This window comes from Variovorax sp. 278MFTsu5.1 (assembly GCF_048305045.1).
Classification (GTDB): domain Bacteria; phylum Pseudomonadota; class Gammaproteobacteria; order Burkholderiales; family Burkholderiaceae_C; genus Variovorax; species Variovorax guangxiensis.
On the sequence record NZ_CP157622.1, the window covers coordinates 2,995,037 to 3,014,841 of the forward strand.

Consider the following 19,805-nt stretch of genomic DNA (forward strand, 5'->3'; position numbering starts at 1 on the left):
ATGGCAACCCATCTCGACCTCGAAGAACAGGAACAGCTCGACCAGCTCAAGCATTTCTGGAATACCTACGGCACCCTGATCACCTCGGTCGTGCTGCTCGTTGCCGGCGCCTTCGTGGCCTGGAACGGCTGGCAATGGTATGGCCGCAACAAGGCGGCGCAGGCCTCGTCGCTCTACGACGAGATCGAGAAGACCGCGCAGGCGGGCGACCCGGCGCGCATCGCGCTCGTGCTCGACGACATGAAGAAGCGCTTCGCGGGCACCACCTACGCGCAGCAGGCCGGCCTGCTGGTCGCCAAGACGCTGTACGAGAAGGGCAATGCCGCGGGTTCGCGCGCCGAGCTCGAATGGGTGGCCCAGAACGCCATCGACCCCGGCTACAAGGCCGTTGCCCGGCTGCGGCTGGCGGCCGAACTGCTCGACGGAAAGTCCTACGACGAGGCCCTGAAGCAGCTCGACGGCGGCGTGCCGAAGGAATTCGAACCCCTGGTGGCCGACCGCAAGGGCGACATCTACCTGGCCCAGGGCAAGCGCGCAGAGGCTCAGACCGAATACCGCAAGGCCTGGACTGGCCTCGGCGCCACTTCCGACTACCGCCGCCTGGTGGAGATCAAGCTCAACGCGGTCGGCGTCGACCCCAAGAGCCTGGCTCCTGTAGTCACCGTCACTCCCGCAGCTCCCAAGACTCCCTGACCGCATCATGAATTTCAAGCGCCTCATGCCTGAATCGTCCGCCTTGCGTGCGGGATCAGCTCTCGTTTTGGTAGCGCTCCTGGCTGCCTGCTCGGGTTCGTCCAAGCCGAAGCCGGACGAGCTTCCCGCCAACCCGGCCCTGATGGGCGTGCGCCAGGCGTGGACGGTGCGCATCCCCGAGGTGAAGTTCCCCCTGACCACCGACGTCAGCGGCGACACGGTCACCGTGGCCGGCAGCGACGGCACGGTGGTTGCCATCGACGCGCGCGCCGGCCGTGAAGTCTGGCGCGCCAGCGCTGGCGCTCCGCTGGCGGCCGGTGTGGGCAGCGACGGATCGGTGGCGGCAGTCGTCACCACCGGCAACGAGCTGGTCGCCATCGAGAACGGCAAGGTGCTCTGGAAGCAGAAGCTTTCGGCGCAGGCCTTCACCGCGCCCCTGGTGGCGGGCCGCCGCGTGTTCGTGCAGACCGCCGACCGCAGCATCAGCGCCTGGGACGGCCAGAGCGGCCGCCGCCTGTGGATCCAGCAGCGCGCGGGCGAGAACCTGGTGCTGCGCAAGTCGGGCGTGCTGCTCGCCGTGGGCGATACGCTGGTGGCCGGCATCGGCGGCCGGCTGGTGGGCATCAACCCCGCCAACGGCACTTCGCGCTGGGAATCGCCCATTGCGGCGCCGCGCGGCACCAACGATGTGGAGCGCCTGGTCGACCTGACCGGCAGCGTGAGCCGCTTCGGCGACACGATCTGCGCGCGTGCGTACTATGCCAGCGTCGGCTGCGTCGAAACGGTGCGCGGTTCGCTGGTCTGGAGCAAGCCCGCCTCCGGCGCCGACGGCGTCAGCGGCAACGAGAGCTTCATCTACGGTACTGAGTCCGACGGCAGCGTCGTGGCCTGGCGCCGTGCCGACGGCGAGCGCGCCTGGCAGATGTCCCGGCTCAAGAACCGCGTGCTGACCTCGCCGCTGGCCGTGGGCCGCTCGCTGATCATCGGCGAGGACACCGGCACCCTGCATTTCGTCTCGCGTGAAGACGGCGCGCTGCTCAACCGCATCACGCCGGACGGCTCGGCCATCACCGTTGCGCCGGCACTGGCCGGCAACACGGTGGTCGTGGTGACCGCCAAGGGTGGCGTGTTTGGCTATCGCCCCGAGTAACCCTCTTTCTTCTTTCCTTCTCTCTTTCCAAGGCCCGACCATGAAAACCGCGCCCTCGAAAGGCCGGCCATGAAGCCGGTCGTGGCCCTGGTCGGGCGGCCGAACGTCGGCAAGTCGACCCTCTTCAACCGGCTGACGCAGACGCGCGACGCCATCGTCGCCGACTTCGCCGGCCTCACGCGCGACCGCCACTACGGCAACGGCCGCCTGGGCAAGCGCGAATTCATCGTCATCGATACCGGCGGTTTCGAGCCTGACGCCGGCAGCGGCATCTACAAGGAGATGGCCAAGCAGACGCGACAGGCCGTCGCCGAGGCCGACGTCGTGATCTTCGTGGTCGATGCACGAGAAGGACTCTCCGCGCAGGACCATGACATCGCCAACGAGCTGCGCCGTATCGGCAAGCCCTGCGTGCTGGTGGCCAACAAGGCCGAGGGCATGCACGACGGCACCAAGCTGGTGGACTTCTACGAGCTCGGGCTGGGCGAGGTGCACGGCGTGTCCGCGGCGCACGGGCAGGGCATGCGCGGCCTGGTCGAGCTGGCGCTGGCGCCGCTGAACCTTCCCGACCCCGATGACGAGGAGGAAGAGGACGACGTCAACAAGCCGATCAAGCTGGCTGTGGCAGGTCGTCCCAACGTGGGCAAGTCGACGCTGATCAACACCTGGCTGGGCGAAGAGCGCCTCGTGGCCTTCGACATGCCGGGCACCACGCGCGACGCAATATCCGTACCCTTCGAGCGCAACGGCCAGCGCTTCGAGCTGATCGATACGGCAGGCCTGCGCCGCAAGGGCAGGGTGTTCGAGGCGATCGAGAAGTTCTCGGTGGTCAAGACGCTGCAGGCCATCGAGTCGGCCAACGTCGTCCTGCTGCTGCTCGATGCCACGCAGGGCGTGACCGACCAGGACGCGCACATCGCAGGCTACATCCTCGAAAGCGGCCGCGCGGTGGTGATCGCCATCAACAAGTGGGACGCGGTCGACAGCTACCAGCGCGAGCAGATCCAGCGGCAGATCGAGACCCGCCTCGCGTTCCTGAAGTTCGCGGCGCTGCATTTCATCTCGGCCATCAAGCGCCAGGGCCTGGGTCCGGTGTGGCAGGCCATCGCGCAGGCTCACAAGTCGGCCACGCGCAAGATGTCGACGCCGGTGCTGACGAGGTTGTTGCTGGAGGCGGTGCAGTTCCAGGCGCCCAAGCGAAGCGGGATGTTCCGTCCCAAGCTGCGTTATGCGCACCAGGGGGGCATGAACCCGCCGGTGATCGTGATCCACGGGAATTCGCTCGAACATGTGACCGATGCTTACAAGCGCTTCCTCGAGGGACGCTTCCGCAAGGAGTTCGATCTCGTGGGTACCCCCTTGCGCATCGAGTTCAAGAGCTCCCACAATCCCTTTGTCGACAAGGACGACTGACTGAATTTGGCGGCGGATGGCCGCCGTTGAGTTCTGACCGGGGTGGAAGTTCCGGCTTTTGAGAGACGTTATTTTTCAAAGGCTTTTGGGTGCGATTGCTGCGGCGCGGAAACCCTGTGTTAAGGTCTTCTCCTCCAACAACTACTCTTGAACACGGAGAATATCGTGAGCAATAAAGGGCAACTTCTACAAGACCCGTTTCTGAACACCTTGCGTCGCGAGCATGTGCCGGTCTCCATTTACCTGGTGAACGGTATCAAGCTGCAGGGCCAGATCGAGTCTTTCGACCAGTACGTCGTGCTGCTTCGCAACACGGTGACGCAGATGGTCTACAAGCACGCCATTTCCACCATCGTGCCAGGTCGTGCCGTCAACTTCTCGGCTACCGAGAACGACGACAACGCCGCCTGATCGCGCGGAGCGCGGCGGCACCGCTGCCGCGCTTTTCCCTATTTCTGATCCCGCTTGTCTGAACTGACTTCCCGCCAGGAAGGCGCCGCCGTTCTCGTCGGCGTCGATTTCGGGCTGCCCCATTTCGACAGCGAACTCGAGGAACTCGGCCTGCTTGCGCAGACCGCGGGCCTCACGCCCGTCGCCCGCCTCGCGTGCAAGCGCAAGGCGCCCGACGCGGCATTGTTCGTTGGCAGCGGCAAGGCCGAAGAAATCAAGGAGCTGGCTGCCCTGCACAGGGCGAGCGAGGTCATCTTCGACCAGGCCCTGAGCCCTGCGCAGCAGCGCAACCTCGAGCGCCAGCTCGACGTCGCTGTCTACGACCGGACCTTCCTCATCCTCGAGATCTTCGCCCAGCGCGCGCGTTCGCACGAAGGCAAGCTGCAGGTGGAGCTCGCCCGCCTGCAGTACCTCAGCACGCGGCTGGTTCGTCGCTGGTCGCACCTCGAGCGCCAGACCGGCGGCGCGGGCGTGCGCGGAGGCCCGGGCGAGAAGCAGATCGAGCTCGACCGCCGGATGATCGGCGAGTCGATCAAGCGCACGCGCGAGCGCCTCTCCAAGGTGCAGAAGCAGCGCGGCACGCAGCGCCGCCAGCGCGAGCGCCGCGACGCCTTCAACATCTCGCTGGTGGGCTACACCAACGCGGGCAAGTCGTCGCTCTTCAATGCGATGGTCAAGGCGCGCGCCTATGCGGCCGACCAGCTGTTCGCAACGCTCGATACCACCACGCGCCATCTCTACCTGGGCGATGCGCGCAGGCAGGTGTCGATCTCCGATACGGTGGGTTTCATCCGCGACCTGCCGCACGGGCTGGTCGATGCCTTCAAGGCCACGCTGCAGGAGGCGGTCGATGCCGACCTGCTGCTGCACGTGGTCGATGCCTCCAACCCGCACTACCCCGAGCAGATGGCCGAGGTGCAGTCGGTGCTGCGCGAGATCGGCGCGGACGCCGTGCCGCAGCTTCTGGTCTTCAACAAGCTCGACGCCCTTGAAAGCACGCAGCATCCGCTGCATCTGCAGGACGAGATGGAAATCGACGGCGTGCAGGTTCCCCGCATCTTCCTCAGCGCCAGGACCGGCGAGGGCGTGCCGCTGCTCCGAGCCGAGCTTGCCCGGCAGTCGGGCTCCGCACCCGATACGATGACCCCTGCTGCGGACGCTGAATTGCACGATGCAACCGATGGATTGGGCACAATCCCGCCACTGACAAGAGAACGAAGCGAATGAATTCAAAGCCAGCGCGGAGAGGGTTTCTGGGCATGTTCAACCTGAACGACGGCCGATGGGGGCGCGGCGACGAGCCGTCCTCCTCCAACGGCGACCGCCCGGCCGGCAACCGGCCCCCCGATGCCAATCCCCCCGGCGGCCCCACGCCTCCGCCCCAAGGCAACAACGGCAACGACAACCGTCCCCGCGGCCAGGGCCCCAACCAGGGCCCGCCCGACCTCGATGAACTCTGGCGCGACCTCAACCGCAAGCTCGGCGGCTTCTTCGGCGGCAAGGGCGGCGGCAACCGTCCCAATGGCGGCGGCGGCAACGGCTACAAGCCCGACATGAAGAACGCAGGCTTCGGCATCGGCCTCGTGGCCGCGGTGGCCGTGCTGATCTGGCTCGGCACCGGCTTCTTCATCGTGAACGAAGGCCAGCAGGCCGTCATCACCCAGTTCGGCAAGTACAAGAGCACCGTGGGCGCAGGCTTCAACTGGCGCCTGCCTTATCCCATCCAGCGCCACGAAGTCGTGGTGACCACGCAGATCCGTTCGGCCGACGTGGGCCGCGACGCCATCGTGCGTTCCACCGGCCTGCGCGAATCGGCCATGCTGACCGAAGACGAGAACATCGTCGAGATCAAGTTCGCCGTTCAGTACCGCCTGAGCGACCCGCGCGCCTGGCTGTACGAGAGCAAGTCGCCCGCCGACACCGTCGTGCAGGTGGCCGAGACTTCGGTGCGCGAGGTGGTCGGCAAGATGAAGATGGACGCCGCGCTCGCCGAGGAGCGCGACCAGATCGCGCCGCGCGTGCGCGCGCTGATGCAGACCATTCTCGACCGCTACAAGATCGGCGTCGAAGTCGTCGGCATCAACCTGCAGCAAGGCGGTGTGCGCCCGCCCGAGCAGGTGCAGGCCGCGTTCGACGACGTGCTCAAGGCCGGCCAGGAGCGCGAGCGCACCAAGAACGATGCGCAGGCCTACGCCAACAACGTGGTGCCCCTGGCCACCGGTACGGCCTCGCGCCTGAAGGAAGAGTCCGAGGCCTACAAGGCGCGGATCGTGGCTCAGGCGCAGGGTGATGCGGGCCGCTTCAGCGCCGTGCTGTCGGAGTACCAGAAGGCCCCGCAGGTAACGCGCGACCGCATGTACACCGACGCCATGCAGCAGATCTACGCCAGTACCACCAAGGTTCTGGTCGACAGCAAGCAGGGCTCGAACCTGCTGTACCTCCCGCTCGACAAGCTCATGCAGATGAGCGGCGGCAACGCGGCAACGCCGGTCGATGCGGCCAGCCCCAGCGTCGCCGGCACGGCGCCGGCACAGTCCTCGGTCATCCCGGTGGCCCCTGCCACGAACGACGTGCGCGGCCGCGACGGCCGCTCGCGTGACCGCGACGTGCGTTGAGAAAGGCCCGCAAGAACATGAACAGAATCGGATTCATCGCAACCTCGATCCTCGTGCTGCTGGTACTGGCAAGCTCGACGCTCTTCGTGGTCGACCAGCGCCAGTTCGGCGTGGTCTATGCCCTCGGCCAGATCAAGCAGGTCATCACCGAGCCCGGCCTCAACTTCAAGCTGCCGCCGCCGTTCCAGAACGTGTCGTACATCGACAAGCGCCTGCTGACGCTCTCCAGCGTGGACACCGAGCCCATGCTCACCGCAGAGAAGCAGCGCGTGGTGATCGACTGGTACGTGCGCTGGCGCATCAGCGACCCGCAGGCCTACATCCGCAACGTCGGCCTCGACGAGAACGCCGGCGCCATGCAGCTCAACCGCGTGGTCCGCAACGCCTTCCAGGAAAACATCAACAAGCGCACGGTGCGCGATCTGATCTCGGTGCGCCGCGAGGCCCTCATGGCCGACGTGCAGCGCGAGGTGCTCTCGGTGGTGAAGGGCAGCAAGCCCTGGGGCGTGGACGTGGTGGATGTGCGCATCACGCGCGTCGACTACGTGGAAGCCATCACCGAGTCGGTCTATCGCCGCATGGAAGCCGAGCGCAAGCGCGTGGCCAACGAACTGCGTTCCACCGGCACGGCCGAGGGCGAGAAGATTCGCGCAGACGCCGACCGCCAGCGCGAAGTGATCGTGGCGAACGCCTACCGCGACGCCCAGAAGATCAAGGGCGAAGGGGATGCCCAGGCTGCCGCCACCTACAGCGAGGCCTTCGGCCGCGACCCGCAGTTCGCGCAGTTCTACCGCAGCCTCGAGGCCTACAAGCAGAGCTTCAACAAGAAGAGCGACGTGATGGTGCTCGACCCGTCGTCGGACTTCTTCCGCGCCATGCAGGGCTCGGGCTCGACCACCAACGCGCCTCGCCGTTGATCACTTCCGGCCGCAGCCGACTTCAGGAGCCGTGAGCGCCGACACTTTCTGGAGCGCGCTGGCGCTCGTCCTGGTGATCGAGGGCATCCTGCCTTTCGTGTCGCCGGGAGGGTGGCGGCGCGGCTTCGGGCAGCTCATGCAGCTGCGCGACGGCCAGCTGCGTTTCTTCGGGCTCTGCAGCATCGTTCTGGGCCTGGTCCTGCTCTGGATCCTGGGCTGATCCGGCCCGCCGATTGACGCCGGTGCCGGACCGGGTGCCCGGTGCCGGTAGAATCCCGTTTTAACCACGCCCCCGATCCCCATGTCCGCCTGGGTCCTTCCGGATCACATTGCCGATGTGCTGCCCTCCGAGGCGCGCCACATCGAAGAACTTCGACGCCAGCTGCTCGATACCGCCCGTGGCTATGGCTACGAGCTGGTGATGCCGCCGCTGCTCGAGCATCTCGAATCGCTGCTCTCCGGTACCGGCGAGGCGCTCGACCTCCAGACTTTCAAGCTCGTCGACCAGCTTTCCGGCCGCAGCATGGGCCTTCGCGCGGACACCACCCCCCAGGTGGCGCGCATCGATGCCCACCTGCTGAACCGCGACGGCGTGGCCCGCCTGTGCTACTGCGGCCCGGTGCTCCACACCCGGCCCGACCGCCCGCATGCCACCCGCGAGCCCTTGCAGTTCGGCGCCGAGATCTACGGCCACGCCGGCCTCGAGGCCGACACCGAAACCCTGCTGCTGGCGCTCGACTGCCTCGATGCCGCCGGCTTGCGCGAGGGCGTGATCGTCGACCTGGCCGATGCCCGCATCGTGCGTGCCCTGTTCGCCGGCGTGCCGGTCGACGGCGCCACCCTGGCGCAGGTGCATGCAGCACTGGCGGCCAAGGACGCGAGCGAGCTCGAGTCGCTCACCAGGAACTTCCCCGCCGCCTCGCGCGAGGGGCTGCGCGCGTTGATCCAGCTCTACGGCGACGAGGCCGTGCTCGACGAGGCCGCCAAGGCCCTGAAGGGCACGCCCGCGGTCGGTGCGGCGCTGGCCGACCTGAAGCAGCTTGCCGCCGGCCTGCAGGGCGTGGCCGGCCGCCAGATCAGCTTCGACCTGGCCGACCTGCGCGGCTATGCGTACTACAGCGGCATGCGCTTCGGCATCTACGTGCCCGGCGCGGCCGATTCGCTGGTGCGCGGCGGCCGCTACGACGAGGTGGGGGCCGTGTTCGGCCGCAACCGCCCGGCCGTCGGCTTCAGCCTCGACGTGCGCGAACTGGTCGGCGTGCTGCCGGCCCGCCCGCTGCGCGCCGCCATCCGCGCGCCCTGGAGCGACGCGGCCGGCCTGAGTCAGGCCATTGCCCAATTGCGCAAGGCCGGTGAAACGGTAGTCTGCGTGCTGCCGGGCCATGGCAGCGAAATCGATGAATTCCACTGCGACCGCGAGCTCGTCGAGCAGGCCGGCCAGTGGAGTGTCCGTGCGATCTGATTTTTTGAAGTAATGGAACGAGCATGAGCGTAACCACCGGAAGAAACGTGGTCGTCGTCGGCACCCAGTGGGGCGACGAGGGCAAGGGCAAGCTGGTCGACTGGCTGACGGAGAGCGCCCAGGGCGTGGTCCGCTTCCAGGGCGGCCACAACGCGGGCCACACGCTGGTCATCAACGGGGTGAAGACCGCGTTGCACCTGATCCCGAGCGGCATCATGCGGCCCGGCGTCAAGTGCTACATCGGCAACGGCGTGGTGCTTTCGGCCGCCAAGCTGTTCGAGGAAATCGAGGGGCTTGAAAAGGCCGGTGTCGAAGTGCGCTCGCGCCTGCGCATCAGCGAGGCCTGCCCGCTGATCCTGCCGTTCCACGCCGCGCTGGACATCGCGCGCGAGGCCTACCGCGAGAAGGGCGGCATCGAGAAGATCGGCACCACCGGCCGCGGCATCGGCCCGGCCTATGAAGACAAGATCGCCCGCCGCGCGCTGCGCGTGCAGGACCTGAAGCACCCCGATCGCTTCGCCGCCAAGCTGCGCGTGCTGCTCGAGCTGCACAACCACGTGCTGACCCAGGTGCTGGGCGCGCCCGCCATCGACTTCGACGAAGTCTTCAACGAGGCGATGAAGCACGCCGAGCTGCTCAAGCCCATGATGGCCGACGTTTCGCGCGAGCTGAACGATGCCAACCGCGACGGCGCCAACCTGCTGTTCGAAGGTGCGCAGGGCACGCTGCTGGACGTGGACCACGGCACCTATCCGTACGTCACCTCCAGCAACTGCGTGGCCGGCAACGCCGCCGCCGGTTCGGGCGTGGGCCCGGGCATGCTGCACTACATCCTGGGCATCACCAAGGCCTACTGCACCCGCGTGGGCGGCGGTCCGTTCCCCACCGAACTCGACTGGGCCACGCCCGGCACCCCCGGCTACCACATGAGCACCGTGGGCGCCGAGAAGGGCGTGACCACCGGCCGCAGCCGCCGCTGCGGCTGGTTCGACGCCGCGCTGCTCAAGCGCTCGGCACAGGTCAATGGCCTGTCGGGCCTGTGCATCACCAAGCTCGACGTGCTGGACGGCTTGGAGAAGCTGGAGCTGTGCACCGGCTACGAACTCGACGGCGAGACCACCGACATCCTGCCCATGGGCGCGGACGAGATCGAGCGCTGCACGCCGATCTACGAAACGCTGGAAGGCTGGAGCGAAAGCACCGTGGGCGTCACGCAATACGACAAGCTGCCGATCAATGCGCGGCTGTACCTGCAGCGCATCGAGCAGGTCACGGGCGTGCCGATCCACATGGTGTCCACCAGCCCCGATCGCGACCACACGATCATGATGCGCCACCCCTACCTGGCCGACTGATCTGCCTAACCCCCAGGCTTGCCCACTTCGTGTGGCCGCCAACCCCCTTGCAGGGGGCAACACCAGCGGCCCGGCGAAGCCGGTTCCGCGGTGTTCCCCAGAAGAAGAGACATTGAAGGAAAAACCACGCTATGTTGACTGAAGACGGCAAGCATCTCTACGTCAGCTACGACGAGTACCACAACCTGATCGAGAAGCTCGCGATCAAGGTGCACCAGTCGGGCTGGCAGTTCGACACCATCCTGTGCCTGGCGCGCGGCGGCATGCGCCCGGGCGACGTGCTCTCGCGCATCTTCGACAAGCCGCTGGCGATCATGTCGACCAGCTCGTACCGCGCCGATGCCGGCACGGTGCAGGGCCATCTCGACATCGCCCGCTACATCACCACGCCCAAGGGCGAAATCGCCGGCAAGGTGCTGCTGGTGGACGACCTTGCCGACTCGGGCCACACGCTGCACGCGGTGATGGACATGCTGCGCAACAACTACAAGCCGATCACCGAGCTGCGCAGCGCCGTGATCTGGACCAAGGCGCTGTCGACCTTCACGCCCGACTACTCGGTCGAGTACCTGGCCACCAACCCCTGGATCCACCAGCCCTTCGAGGGCTACGACTCGCTCGGCGCCGAGAAGCTGATCGAGAAGTGGTCGGTCTGATCCGGCAATGCCGGCGCCGGATCACCCGGCGTCGGTGAACATGGCGGTGTAGCGCCGCTGCATTTCCTCCGGCGTCAGCTTCTCGATGCTGTGCCCCACGTTCCAGCGATGGCCGAACGGGTCATGGAAGACGCCGGAGCGTTCCCCATAGAACTGGTCCTGCGGCGCCATGTCCAGCGTGGCGCCCGCGGCGACCGCGCGCGCCACCACCGCGTCGGCGTCGTCCACGTGCAGATGCAGCGAGACTGCGCTGCCGCCCAGCGTCTTCGCGCTGAGTATGTCGAACTCGGGGAATTCCTCCGAGATCATGAGGATCGCGCCGTTGTGGAAGTCCAGCTCGGCGTGGCCGATGCGGCCGCTGGGCTCGGTCAGGCGGAAGATCTCCTTCACCTCGAAGACCTTGCAGTAGAACTCGATGGCTGCATTGGCGTCGTTGACGCAGAGGTACGGAAACAGTTCGTGGATGGCCATGGCGTCGTTGTCCCTTCGGGTTGTGATGGGCGCGATTCTGGTGCTCGCGCTCCGCGTCGTCTTGAACAAATTTGACCTGCGGCGCGGCGCCTGCTCCGGCGCTCGGCTCAGATGCGCACGTGCCGTGAAGAAACCGGTGCCGCCCGCCGGTAGGCCTGCGGCGACATGCCGGCAATGGCCAGGAAGTCGCGGTTGAAATGCGCCTGGTCACTGTAGCCGGCCTCCAGCGCCAGCTCGACCCAGGGCCGGGCTTGCTGGATGGCGAATTGCCCGAGCACATGGTCGAAGCGCAGCATGCGCGCGTACTGCTTGGGCGCCAGCCCGGTCATCCCGCGAAAGAGAGCGATGAAGCGCCGGTGGCTGTAGCCGCTTTGCTTCACGAGCTGGCCGATGGCGCCGGCCTGTCCGTCGTCGTCGTTGGCGCTCGCGCCGGACATGCGCGCCAATGCCTGCGCCACCGCGGGGTGCAGGCCATGCATCGCGGACGAGGCAAGGCGTGCTTCGAGCAGCGCGACGACGATGGCAAGCTGCCGCGGCAGCGAGTCGGTGCCGTGCAGCTGTTCGAGCGCGAAGTTCGCGTCCGCGCCCCAGAGCGCTTCGAGCGGGGTATGCCGCTCGGCCAGAGCGTCTTCGGGAGCGCCGAGGAGGGCCCGGGCCGCCCCCGGCTGCAGCATGACGCCGACCGAGTGCGTCGTCACCGACACGTCGCGCACGAAGAAGGCCGAGCGGGTTCCGCCCACCATCGCATAGCCCACTGTGAATCCCTGCACGTCGGCGCCGTCGTGGAAGAGGCGCAACGACGGCCCCGAAAGCCTGAAGACCAGATGCATGCCGCCGGTGGGCAGCACATGCTCGCGTGCGCCCGGCTGCTCGACGGGCGTGCCGTCGGGCGACGAGGCCCACATCAGCCGCACGAAGGGCCGCAGGTGGGGAGGGGCGAGGCGTGTCAGCTGCACTGTCTCGGGCTTCTTCCATGAAACGGGATGAAGGGGAGGGCCGGTCCGCGCATTGTGCGACGGAAGCTCCGCGCAAGGCCCCGAATGCGGGTCGCGCTAGCATGCACCCATGAGCAAGCCTTCCACGAACCTGATCCACCACCCCTACGTTCCGCCCGCCACCTTCGCCGCGCCGCAGCCCGGCGTGTTCAAGGCATCGACCGTGTTCTTCGCCGACGTCGCCGCCATGCGCGCGCGAGACTGGCGCACCAAGGCCGGCTACACCTACGGCCTGCACGGCACGCCCACCACCTTCACGCTGGAGGAGCGCCTGGCCACGCTCGAAGGCGGTACCGAGTGCCTGCTCGTGCCCAGCGGTCTGGCGGCCATCTCGCTGGTCTCGTTCGCCTTCCTGAAGACCGGCGACGAAGTGCTGATTCCCGACAACGCCTACGGCCCGAACAAGGCGCTGGCCACCGGCGAACTGGCGAACTTCGGCGTCACGCACCGCCTGTACGACGCGATGAACCCGGCAGACCTCGCGGCCAAGCTCTCGGAGCGCACGCGGCTGGTATGGCTGGAAGCGGCGGGCTCGGTGACCATGGAGTTCCCCGACCTGCCGGCGCTGGCCAGCATCTGCCGTGCGCGCGGCGTGATGACCGTGCTCGACAACACCTGGGGCGCAGGCCTGGCCTTCGCGCCCTTCGATTTCAACGGCAGCGGGCAGGGCGTCGACATCTCCGTGCACGCGCTCACCAAGTATCCCAGCGGCGGCGGCGATGTGCTCATGGGCAGCGTGACCACGCGCGACGAGCGTCTGCACCGCGCGCTCAAGCTCACGCACATGCGCATGGGCTTCGGCATCGGCGTGGGCGACGTCGAGACGCTGCTGCGCTCGCTGCCCAGCATCGCGCTGCGCTATGCGGCGCACGACCGCGCGGCGCGCGAACTGGCCGGCTGGCTCAACGGCTGCGAAGAGATCGCGCAGGTGCTGCACCCCGCGCTCGAAGATTCCCCAGGCCATACCCACTGGCGCGCGCTGTGCGGCGAAACCAACCTGGCCGCCGGCCTGTTCTCGGTGGTGTTCGACGAGCGCTACAGCACCGAGCAGGTCGACCGCTTCTGCGACAGCCTGCAGTTGTTCCGCCTCGGCTATTCGTGGGGCGGACCGATCAGCCTCGTGGTGCCCTACGACATCGGCCTGATGCGCGATGCCAGCGTGGCGCGCTGGCCGTACAAGGGCACGCTCGTGCGTTTTTCCATCGGCCTCGAAGACGTGGAAGACCTGCGCGCCGATCTTCAGCAGGCGCTGGCTCGGATGTAAGAAATCGCATCCTGCCGTCGCTCCTGTCGCCTCGAGCGCGTCATGGGGTACCTCCTCGAGACAGCAGCTTTATCGCTTACAGTAGGCCACGGCAGTCAACCCGACTGCCTCGCCTCAAGGAGATCCAGTGGCAACACCCAACTACGGCTACGAAAAGCGTCAGAAAGAGCTGGCCAAGAAGAAGAAGAAGGAAGACAAGCTCCGCGAAAAGGCGAACCGCAAGCTCAATCCCAGCAGCGACGGGCTGGCACCTGGCGATCCCGAAACCGACGTTGCCTCGCTCGAACGCGATCCGCCCACGGTGCCGGACCTGCCCACCAAGAACGGCTGATATCCCGTCCAGACTTGCCGATCCATCAAGAAAAGCCGCCGCAGGCACTTGCCCGCGGCGGCTTTTTCATTGCTTGGGCAACAGCTTGCGCAGCTCGGCCCAGACGTTGTCCAGCAGTTGCGGCTGGGCGGCCGCCGTCGGGTGGATGCGGTCGGCCTGGAACAGCGAGAGCGCGTCGGGCGCATCCGCCACGCCCTTGAGCAGGAAGGGCACGAGCGCCGACTTGGTCGCGCTCGCCACCTTGGAGAACACCGCCTCGAAGCGCCGCGTGTAGTCGCCGCCGTAGTTGGGCGGCACCTGGATGCCGACGATCAGCACCTTCGCGCCCGCGGCCTGCGCGGCCTTGGTGATCTGCATCAGGTTGCTTTCGGTGTCGGACAGCGGCAGGCCTCGCAGCGCGTCGTTGGCCCCGAGTTCGAGCACCACCAGACTGGGCTTGTGCTGCGCGAGCAGCGGCGCGAAGCGGGCACGGCCGCCGGAACTGGTGTCGCCGCTGATGCTGGCGTTGACCACGGTTGCAGAAATCTTCTGCTGCGCAAGCCTTTTCTCGAGCAAGGGTACCCAGCCTTCGCCGCGCTTGAGGCCGTACTCTGCGCTCAGCGAATCGCCCAGCACCAGGATCACCGGCTTGCCCGAAGAGGCCGCCGTGGAAGACGAGGCCTGGGCCTGCGCCGTCGTCGTCCATATCCCCGCGCTGCCGAGCGCGGTGGTGGTCAAGATAAAGTCACGTCGATTCAAAACCAGAGCCTTTCCATGTCCCAACCCCCGTCTGATGCCATTGTCGCCGTCGAGCATGTGTTCAAGTCCGTCACCGATTCGGCAGGCACGCTGGACATTCTGCAGGACATCGATTTCACCCTCGGCGCGCGGGAAACCGCCGCCATCGTCGGCGCCTCGGGCTCCGGCAAGAGCACGCTGCTGTCGATCATCGCCGGGCTGGATACGCCCACGCGCGGCACGGTGAAGCTGGCGGGGCAGGACATCTTCGCCATCGACGAGGACGAGCGCGCCGCCGTGCGCGCGCAGCGCGTGGGCTTCGTGTTCCAGAGTTTCCAGCTGCTGGGCAACCTGAGTGCTCTGGAAAACGTGATGCTCCCGCTGGAGCTGGCCAACCGCAAGGACGCCCGCAAGGCCGCCACCGAAATGCTCGGCCGTGTCGGCCTGGGCCAGCGGCTGAGCCACTACCCGAAGGTGCTCTCCGGCGGCGAACAGCAGCGCGTGGCGCTGGCCCGTGCCTTCGTCGTGCAGCCTGCGCTGCTGCTGGCCGACGAACCGACGGGCAGCCTGGACTTCGCCACCGGCGAGCAGGTCATGCAGCTGATGTTCGACCTCAACCGCGAGCTGGGCACCACGCTCGTGCTCGTCACCCATGACCGTGGCATCGCCGCGCGTTGCGAACGACGTATCACCATCGAGGCCGGTCGCGTCGCGCTTAATGAAAAAGTGGCTCTGGCGCCTGCCTGACAAGAGCAATAAGCTATTAAATGAATAGCAAGCCACATTCAAGGAGATGTTCATGGAGGAACTTCCGCCCGACGCCGTCCTGGCGCTGCAGCGCGGCAGGATGATCGAGGCCATCAAGATCGTGCGCGCCCGCACGGGCATGGACCTCAAGTCGGCCAAGGAAGCCGTCGATCGTTTTGCCGATCGGCAGGAAGCGGGAGACGACGACAGCAGCGCCATGGGCGGACGCTGCGTGCCCACGGCGGCCAGGCAGGACCGCGGCTTTGCATCGATGCCCTCCACCGCGCTCACGGCGCTTGCGCAGGGCAACAAGATCGAGGCCATACGCCTCACGCGCGAGGCCACCGGGCTGAGCCTAGCGGCGGCCAAGCGGCTGGTCGACAACCATGACGATCCCACACTGGGCGGCTTCGGCCCCCTGACCCAGCACATGCCCCGCCGTCCCATGGACGAGCCGGGCCGTGTGTACGGCGGCGGCTACAAATGGCTGCCGGTGCTCATCATCCTGCTGGCGGCGGTCATGGTCTGGCTGCTGTTCGGACAGAAGGCTTGAGCCAAGAAAAAACAAATCGATGATCGTTCCCCAGTACTGGGCCGAAGGCCGCATCCAGGAGCGCGTGGCCGGCAAGCAGATCACCGTGCGGCGCTACGGCTGGTCCGACGAGAGCCCCGTGGCGGCACAGGCGCACGCCGACCAGCGCACCCGCGACGCCTTCGACCGCATCGCCCACAAGGGCGAGAAGCTCGAGCGCCGCGAACGCAAGCTCGCCTACAACGGTGCCGAGGGCGTGCCGATCCGCGAGGAAATCGTCGAGCGGCACGGCGATACCGTCGTCACCCGCAACGGCTACGGCGCGCGCTGCCTCAACACGCCCGACGTGCTCTTCGTCGACATCGACTTCGAGGAGCCCCTGCGCGGCAGCGTGTTCGGCTTCGCGCTGGTGCCTGCACTGATCGCGGGCGTGGTCGGCGGCTGGGCCGCCAGGACCTGGCTGGGCGGGTTGATCGCGGGCATCGTGGTCTTCGCCGTGGCCTGGGTCATCGGCCAGCGCAAGAAGCGCGGCGAGCACAGCGGCAACCCGGCACCCGAGAAGCGGGCCGCGGAGCGCATCGCGCGCTTCATGCAGCAGCATCCCGACTGGAACCTGCGCATCTACCGCACGCCGGCGGGCTTCCGGCTGCTGGCGATGCACGACGTGTTCAACCCGTCCGACATGGCGGTGGCCGACTGCTTCCACGCCCTGAGCGTCGACAAGGTCTACGCGCGCATGTGCCGCAACCAGAACTGCTTTCGCGCCCGGCTGAGTGCCAAGCCCTGGCGCGTCGGCATCGGCGACCACATGCGGCCCCGTCCGGGCGTGTGGCCGGTGTCGCCCGACAAGCTGCCCGCGCGCGATGCCTGGATCGCGCGCTACGAGAAGGCGGCCGAGGGGCACGCCGCCTGCCAGTACCTGGAGAGCGTGGGCAACGCCGCGAAGGTGCATCCGAGGGCGCTGGCGGTGCAGGAACTGCACGACGAGCGCACCCGCGCGCTCAGCGGCCTGCCGCTGGCCTGAGCGGGCGGGTGGGGCCGGCCCCGAGGGGGCAGGGATAATCCACGGATGTCTTCCCCCAAAGTGATCTTCGGCTTCCATGCCGTGGGCGTGCGCCTCAAGACCGCGCCCAAGTCGGTGCTCGAAGTGCTGTTCGACGCCAGCCGGCGCGATGCGCGCATGAAACAGTTCCTGGCCCGCGCGCAGGAAACAGGCGTTCGGCTCATCGAGGCCGACGGCGCGCGGCTTTCCAAGCTCAGCGGCAGCCACGGCCACCAGGGCGTGGTGGCGCGGGTCGAGCCCGTGGCCCAGGTCCGCTCCCTCGACGAACTGCTCGAAGGCCTCGAAGAGGCCGGCACCGTGCCTCTGCTGCTGGTGCTCGACGGCGTGACCGATCCGCACAACCTCGGCGCCTGCCTGCGCGTGGCCGACGGTGCCGGCGCGCACGCGGTCATCGCGCCGAAGGACCACGCGGCCGGCATCAACGCCACCGTCGCCAAGGTGGCGAGCGGTGCGGCCGAGACGGTGCCGTACTTCATGGTCACCAACCTCGCGCGTACGCTGAACGAGCTCAAGGAGCGCAACATCTGGTGCGTGGGCACCAGCGACGACGCGCCGGGCACCATCTACCAGAGCGACTTCAAGCGCCCCCTGGCGCTGGTGCTGGGCGCCGAAGGCGAGGGCATGCGGCAGCTCACGCGCAAGACCTGCGACGAGCTCGTGAGCATTCCGATGGCGGGTGCGGTCGAGAGCCTCAACGTCTCGGTGGCCAGCGGCGTGTGCCTGTACGAGGCCCTGCGCCAGCGCAGCGCCTAGCTCCCCGGCGATCCACCCTTGCGGTGGAAATAGACCAGTTCCGCCACCCGCCGCATCTGCGGCGTGCCGAGCAGGTGGTTGAACATCCAGTCGTTCTGGAAGTGGTCGAAGGCCCAGCGCAGTGCGCGCTTGAGCCTGAAGCCCGGATACCCGCGCACGAACCACGTGGCCGGATCGCCCGCTTCCCTTCGGATGAAGCGCGCCACCGCCTCGCCTGCGCCCTGCCCGTGCAGCAGGGCGGTGTGGATGCCGCCTGCGGTCACCGGCGACACCATGCCCGCCGCATCGCCCACCAGCAGCGCACGTTCGCGCGCCACCACGGGCAGCACGCCGCCGCAGGGGATCATTCCCGCGCGCACCGCGACCGGCGGCGCATCGCCGGGCGTAACTGCCGGGGCGATCTTGCGAAGCAGCGGATCGAGCTTCAGCGCGCCCGGGTCTCCGTGCCCCACGCGGCGCGCCAGCCCGATCTGGCTCACGCCCACGCCTTCGAGCGCCCAGCCGATGTAGCCGGGCGCCAGCTTGCGGTCGATGAAGCAGTGCAGCAGGTCGGGCGCCATCCTCGCGCCCTGGTATTCGTGCTCCACGCCATAGAGAAAGCGCGTGTTGCGCGACAGGCCCAGTGCCTTCGCGACGCGCGAATGCGGGCCGTCGGCGCCGACAAGATATGTGGCCGTGATGCAGGGACCGCGCGTCAGCGGCACTTCCCAGCGGCCATTGAGCCACAGCGCCTGCTCGAACAGCGTGCCGAGTTGCACGTCGACGCCGCAGGCCCGGGCCGAGTCCACCATCCAGTCGAGCAGGGCGGGCGCATCGGTGGCCCAGAACCAGTAACCCGGCGCATGCAGGTCGACGTGGTGCATGTCGGGGGCATAGAGCCGCACGCCCTCGATGCGCCGCACCAACTCGGGCGGCACCTCGGACAGCCAGGGCACGCTGTCGACCGCGTCCTTGACGATGATGCCGGTGGTGTGAAGCTTGGTGCCCGCGGCGGTCTTCTTCTCCAGCACCACCACGCTCAGGCCTGCGAGTGCCGCGGCCCTGGCGCAGGCAAGGCCCGCGAAGCTCGCGCCGACGACGAGCAGGTCGACCTTGATGTGGCCCGTGCCGCTGCCGGCGGAAGAGGCCGGTGCGGGCGCCGTCGAAGCGGCGGAGGGAAGAAGCGGAGCGAAGAGGCTTGGTGATGTATGCATGGGGCCGCTGACTTGAAGCAATGCGCACCGCTTGCCGCGGCGCGCTGCGAAGTTAGCGGCCCTCTGTGCGGGCGGCGTGAAGCCCGCGTGAACTCAGGACGCTCAGGACGGGTCCTTGCCGCGCGTGCGGCCCACCGCGCTGAAGATGCCGATGCCCAGCAGGATCACCGCACCGATCCCGATGTAGAGCGTGGGCACGCCGGCCACGGAGGCGCCCCATGCGACGCCGGCCAGGAAGATCAGGAAACCGATCATGTAAAGCGCGAAAGACATCGTCGTTCCTCCGAAAGTCTGGATGCCTTGCAGTATTCAGGACGAGGCCGCCCGCAGCACCGGCGCGCGCCGGATGTGCATGTGGGAGCCTGCCTACCGCGTGGGTACGCCGATTTCGCGCGTCGTAGGCTATTCCGGGCTTGCCACCAGCAGATAGCGGCAGGCGCCGCGCCCCAGCGCCTTGAAGACCAGCGGCCGGTCCACGCCGAAGTCCAGGCAATCGCCCGGTGCGAGTTCGAAGCGCTCGTCGCCGTAGTCCACCCGCAGTTCGCCTTCGAGCATCCACAGGCATTGCCGGTATGGCTTGCCGCTCCAGCGTGGGTAGTCGACCTGCACCGAGCGCGGCAGCTCGATCTCGACCATCTCCACGCCGCTGCCCGCCTGGCGCTCGGCTACCTGCCGCCGCAGGTAGCCGGCCTGCGGGTCGCGCCACACCTCCTGCTCGGCGCGCGTGCGCAGCCGCTTCGGCTGCCCTTTCTCCTCGGTCAGCAACTGCGCCAATGGCACGCCGAGCCCGGCGGCCAGCTTGCCCAGCAGCACGGCCGTGGGGCTGCTCTGGGCGCGCTCCACCTTGGAAATCATGGCCTTGCTCACGCCCGAGCGTTCGGCCAGGTCCGCGAGGCTCAACCCCTGCGACTGGCGCAGCGCCAGCAGGCGGGTGGCGATGAGCAGGTCGATGTTCTGGCCGGAAACTTCGGCGGGGGATGGATCAGGAGATGAGTCGTTTCTCATATGAGATTATTATTCTCCTATAT

The 19,805-nt window shown here is 67.5% G+C and carries 23 protein-coding genes; 17 read left to right on the forward strand and 6 right to left on the reverse strand.

The features are described from left to right. The 11 genes from ABL844_RS13880 to ABL844_RS13930 all read left to right on the forward strand — a co-directional run bounded on the left by ABL844_RS13880 (position 1) and on the right by ABL844_RS13930 (position 10,711). Positions 1–693, forward strand: coding sequence for a YfgM family protein (locus ABL844_RS13880; RefSeq protein WP_369658458.1), 693 nt, complete (start codon positions 1–3; stop codon positions 691–693). 7 nt (positions 694–700) lie between these two features. Continuing rightward, the gene (gene bamB / locus ABL844_RS13885; RefSeq protein ID WP_126018833.1) at positions 701–1,843 is read left to right on the forward strand and encodes an outer membrane protein assembly factor BamB; all 1,143 of its coding nucleotides are present in this window, start codon (positions 701–703) and stop codon (positions 1,841–1,843) included. A gap of 69 nt (positions 1,844–1,912) precedes the next feature. After that, the gene (der, locus tag ABL844_RS13890) at positions 1,913–3,256 is read left to right on the forward strand and encodes a ribosome biogenesis GTPase Der (protein WP_184638572.1); all 1,344 of its coding nucleotides are present in this window, start codon (positions 1,913–1,915) and stop codon (positions 3,254–3,256) included. A 165-nt stretch (positions 3,257–3,421) separates the two neighbouring features. Beyond that, on the forward strand, positions 3,422–3,667 hold the full coding sequence (gene hfq / locus ABL844_RS13895) for an RNA chaperone Hfq (RefSeq protein ID WP_026346229.1): 246 nt from the start codon (positions 3,422–3,424) through the stop codon (positions 3,665–3,667). Between the two features lie 54 nt (positions 3,668–3,721). Then, a complete protein-coding gene (gene hflX / locus ABL844_RS13900) occupies positions 3,722–4,933 on the forward strand; it encodes a GTPase HflX (RefSeq protein ID WP_184638570.1) in 1,212 nt (403 codons plus the stop codon). 32 nt (positions 4,934–4,965) lie between these two features. After that, a complete protein-coding gene (hflK, locus tag ABL844_RS13905) occupies positions 4,966–6,321 on the forward strand; it encodes an FtsH protease activity modulator HflK (RefSeq protein ID WP_126018841.1) in 1,356 nt (451 codons plus the stop codon). A 17-nt stretch (positions 6,322–6,338) separates the two neighbouring features. Beyond that, positions 6,339–7,238: a protease modulator HflC gene (gene hflC, locus ABL844_RS13910; protein WP_184638568.1), complete on the forward strand. Its 900-nt coding sequence runs from the start codon at positions 6,339–6,341 to the stop codon at positions 7,236–7,238. A gap of 31 nt (positions 7,239–7,269) precedes the next feature. Then, entirely contained in the window at positions 7,270–7,458 is a 189-nt protein-coding gene (locus ABL844_RS13915; protein WP_126018845.1) for a DUF2065 domain-containing protein, read from the forward strand. An 81-nt stretch (positions 7,459–7,539) separates the two neighbouring features. After that, positions 7,540–8,700 (forward strand): ATP phosphoribosyltransferase regulatory subunit, encoded by a 1,161-nt coding sequence (locus tag ABL844_RS13920; protein WP_184638566.1) that lies wholly within the window; start codon positions 7,540–7,542, stop codon positions 8,698–8,700. Positions 8,701–8,723: 23 nt separating this feature from the next. Further along, positions 8,724–10,055 carry an adenylosuccinate synthase gene (locus ABL844_RS13925; RefSeq protein WP_126018849.1) on the forward strand — a complete coding sequence of 444 codons (1,332 nt, stop codon included), beginning with the start codon at positions 8,724–8,726 and terminating at the stop codon, positions 10,053–10,055. A 131-nt stretch (positions 10,056–10,186) separates the two neighbouring features. Beyond that, positions 10,187–10,711 (forward strand): phosphoribosyltransferase, encoded by a 525-nt coding sequence (locus tag ABL844_RS13930; protein ID WP_126018851.1) that lies wholly within the window; start codon positions 10,187–10,189, stop codon positions 10,709–10,711. A gap of 21 nt (positions 10,712–10,732) precedes the next feature. Here ABL844_RS13930 and ABL844_RS13935 read toward each other — a convergent pair whose 3' ends face one another. Then, entirely contained in the window at positions 10,733–11,182 is a 450-nt protein-coding gene (locus ABL844_RS13935) for a VOC family protein (RefSeq protein ID WP_184638564.1), read from the reverse strand. Positions 11,183–11,289: 107 nt separating this feature from the next. Further along, positions 11,290–12,138 (reverse strand): helix-turn-helix domain-containing protein, encoded by an 849-nt coding sequence (locus tag ABL844_RS13940; RefSeq protein ID WP_418131646.1) that lies wholly within the window; start codon positions 12,136–12,138, stop codon positions 11,290–11,292. Between the two features lie 109 nt (positions 12,139–12,247). Here ABL844_RS13940 and ABL844_RS13945 point away from each other — a divergent pair, with 109 nt between their 5' ends. Continuing rightward, positions 12,248–13,441, forward strand: a complete 1,194-nt coding sequence (locus tag ABL844_RS13945) for a PLP-dependent transferase (RefSeq protein WP_369658454.1) — start codon at positions 12,248–12,250, stop codon at positions 13,439–13,441. 127 nt (positions 13,442–13,568) lie between these two features. Continuing rightward, positions 13,569–13,772 (forward strand): hypothetical protein, encoded by a 204-nt coding sequence (locus tag ABL844_RS13950; protein WP_126018857.1) that lies wholly within the window; start codon positions 13,569–13,571, stop codon positions 13,770–13,772. A gap of 66 nt (positions 13,773–13,838) precedes the next feature. Here the strand turns inward: ABL844_RS13950 and ABL844_RS13955 are convergent, their stop codons facing one another. Then, positions 13,839–14,489: an arylesterase gene (locus ABL844_RS13955; protein ID WP_418131647.1), complete on the reverse strand. Its 651-nt coding sequence runs from the start codon at positions 14,487–14,489 to the stop codon at positions 13,839–13,841. Positions 14,490–14,525: 36 nt separating this feature from the next. On the opposite strand from ABL844_RS13955, the gene ABL844_RS13960 reads away from it, so the two are divergent. From ABL844_RS13960 to rlmB, 4 genes are read left to right on the forward strand one after another with little or no spacing between them, the layout of a single operon-like run. After that, on the forward strand, positions 14,526–15,236 hold the full coding sequence (locus tag ABL844_RS13960; protein ID WP_126184329.1) for an ABC transporter ATP-binding protein: 711 nt from the start codon (positions 14,526–14,528) through the stop codon (positions 15,234–15,236). A gap of 52 nt (positions 15,237–15,288) precedes the next feature. After that, positions 15,289–15,789, forward strand: coding sequence for a ribosomal protein L7/L12 (locus ABL844_RS13965; protein ID WP_240650468.1), 501 nt, complete (start codon positions 15,289–15,291; stop codon positions 15,787–15,789). Between the two features lie 19 nt (positions 15,790–15,808). Further along, a complete protein-coding gene (locus tag ABL844_RS13970) occupies positions 15,809–16,792 on the forward strand; it encodes a hypothetical protein (protein ID WP_418131648.1) in 984 nt (327 codons plus the stop codon). A gap of 45 nt (positions 16,793–16,837) precedes the next feature. Next, positions 16,838–17,584: a 23S rRNA (guanosine(2251)-2'-O)-methyltransferase RlmB gene (rlmB, locus tag ABL844_RS13975; RefSeq protein WP_093201517.1), complete on the forward strand. Its 747-nt coding sequence runs from the start codon at positions 16,838–16,840 to the stop codon at positions 17,582–17,584. Here rlmB and ABL844_RS13980 read toward each other — a convergent pair. The 3 genes from ABL844_RS13980 to ABL844_RS13990 form a co-directional block, all read right to left on the reverse strand. Then, positions 17,581–18,777, reverse strand: a complete 1,197-nt coding sequence (locus ABL844_RS13980) for an NAD(P)/FAD-dependent oxidoreductase (RefSeq protein WP_418131649.1) — start codon at positions 18,775–18,777, stop codon at positions 17,581–17,583. The two genes, rlmB and ABL844_RS13980, sit on opposite strands and share 4 nt — an antisense overlap. Before the next feature lie 102 nt (positions 18,778–18,879). Further along, complete coding sequence (locus ABL844_RS13985) at positions 18,880–19,050, reverse strand: hypothetical protein (RefSeq protein WP_019653095.1); 171 nt, start codon at positions 19,048–19,050, stop codon at positions 18,880–18,882. Between the two features lie 129 nt (positions 19,051–19,179). Next, positions 19,180–19,782: a helix-turn-helix domain-containing protein gene (locus ABL844_RS13990; protein WP_418131650.1), complete on the reverse strand. Its 603-nt coding sequence runs from the start codon at positions 19,780–19,782 to the stop codon at positions 19,180–19,182. Positions 19,783–19,805: the final 23 nt, after the last annotated feature.

Coding starts and splice junctions, on each gene's coding strand:
- ABL844_RS13970 (WP_418131648.1), top strand. CDS start 15,809: ATGATCGTTCCCCAGTACTGGGCCGAAGGCCGCATCCAGGAGCGCGTG.
- hflC (WP_184638568.1), top strand. CDS start 6,339: ATGAACAGAATCGGATTCATCGCAACCTCGATCCTCGTGCTGCTGGTA.
- ABL844_RS13990 (WP_418131650.1), bottom strand. CDS start 19,782: ATGAGAAACGACTCATCTCCTGATCCATCCCCCGCCGAAGTTTCCGGC.
- ABL844_RS13930 (WP_126018851.1), top strand. CDS start 10,187: ATGTTGACTGAAGACGGCAAGCATCTCTACGTCAGCTACGACGAGTAC.
- ABL844_RS13880 (WP_369658458.1), top strand. CDS start 1: ATGGCAACCCATCTCGACCTCGAAGAACAGGAACAGCTCGACCAGCTC.
- ABL844_RS13945 (WP_369658454.1), top strand. CDS start 12,248: ATGAGCAAGCCTTCCACGAACCTGATCCACCACCCCTACGTTCCGCCC.
- ABL844_RS13980 (WP_418131649.1), bottom strand. CDS start 18,777: ATGCATACATCACCAAGCCTCTTCGCTCCGCTTCTTCCCTCCGCCGCT.
- ABL844_RS13920 (WP_184638566.1), top strand. CDS start 7,540: ATGTCCGCCTGGGTCCTTCCGGATCACATTGCCGATGTGCTGCCCTCC.
- der (WP_184638572.1), top strand. CDS start 1,913: ATGAAGCCGGTCGTGGCCCTGGTCGGGCGGCCGAACGTCGGCAAGTCG.
- rlmB (WP_093201517.1), top strand. CDS start 16,838: ATGTCTTCCCCCAAAGTGATCTTCGGCTTCCATGCCGTGGGCGTGCGC.
- hflK (WP_126018841.1), top strand. CDS start 4,966: ATGTTCAACCTGAACGACGGCCGATGGGGGCGCGGCGACGAGCCGTCC.
- ABL844_RS13965 (WP_240650468.1), top strand. CDS start 15,289: ATGGAGGAACTTCCGCCCGACGCCGTCCTGGCGCTGCAGCGCGGCAGG.
- ABL844_RS13985 (WP_019653095.1), bottom strand. CDS start 19,050: ATGTCTTTCGCGCTTTACATGATCGGTTTCCTGATCTTCCTGGCCGGC.
- ABL844_RS13960 (WP_126184329.1), top strand. CDS start 14,526: ATGTCCCAACCCCCGTCTGATGCCATTGTCGCCGTCGAGCATGTGTTC.
- ABL844_RS13935 (WP_184638564.1), bottom strand. CDS start 11,182: ATGGCCATCCACGAACTGTTTCCGTACCTCTGCGTCAACGACGCCAAT.
- ABL844_RS13925 (WP_126018849.1), top strand. CDS start 8,724: ATGAGCGTAACCACCGGAAGAAACGTGGTCGTCGTCGGCACCCAGTGG.
- bamB (WP_126018833.1), top strand. CDS start 701: ATGAATTTCAAGCGCCTCATGCCTGAATCGTCCGCCTTGCGTGCGGGA.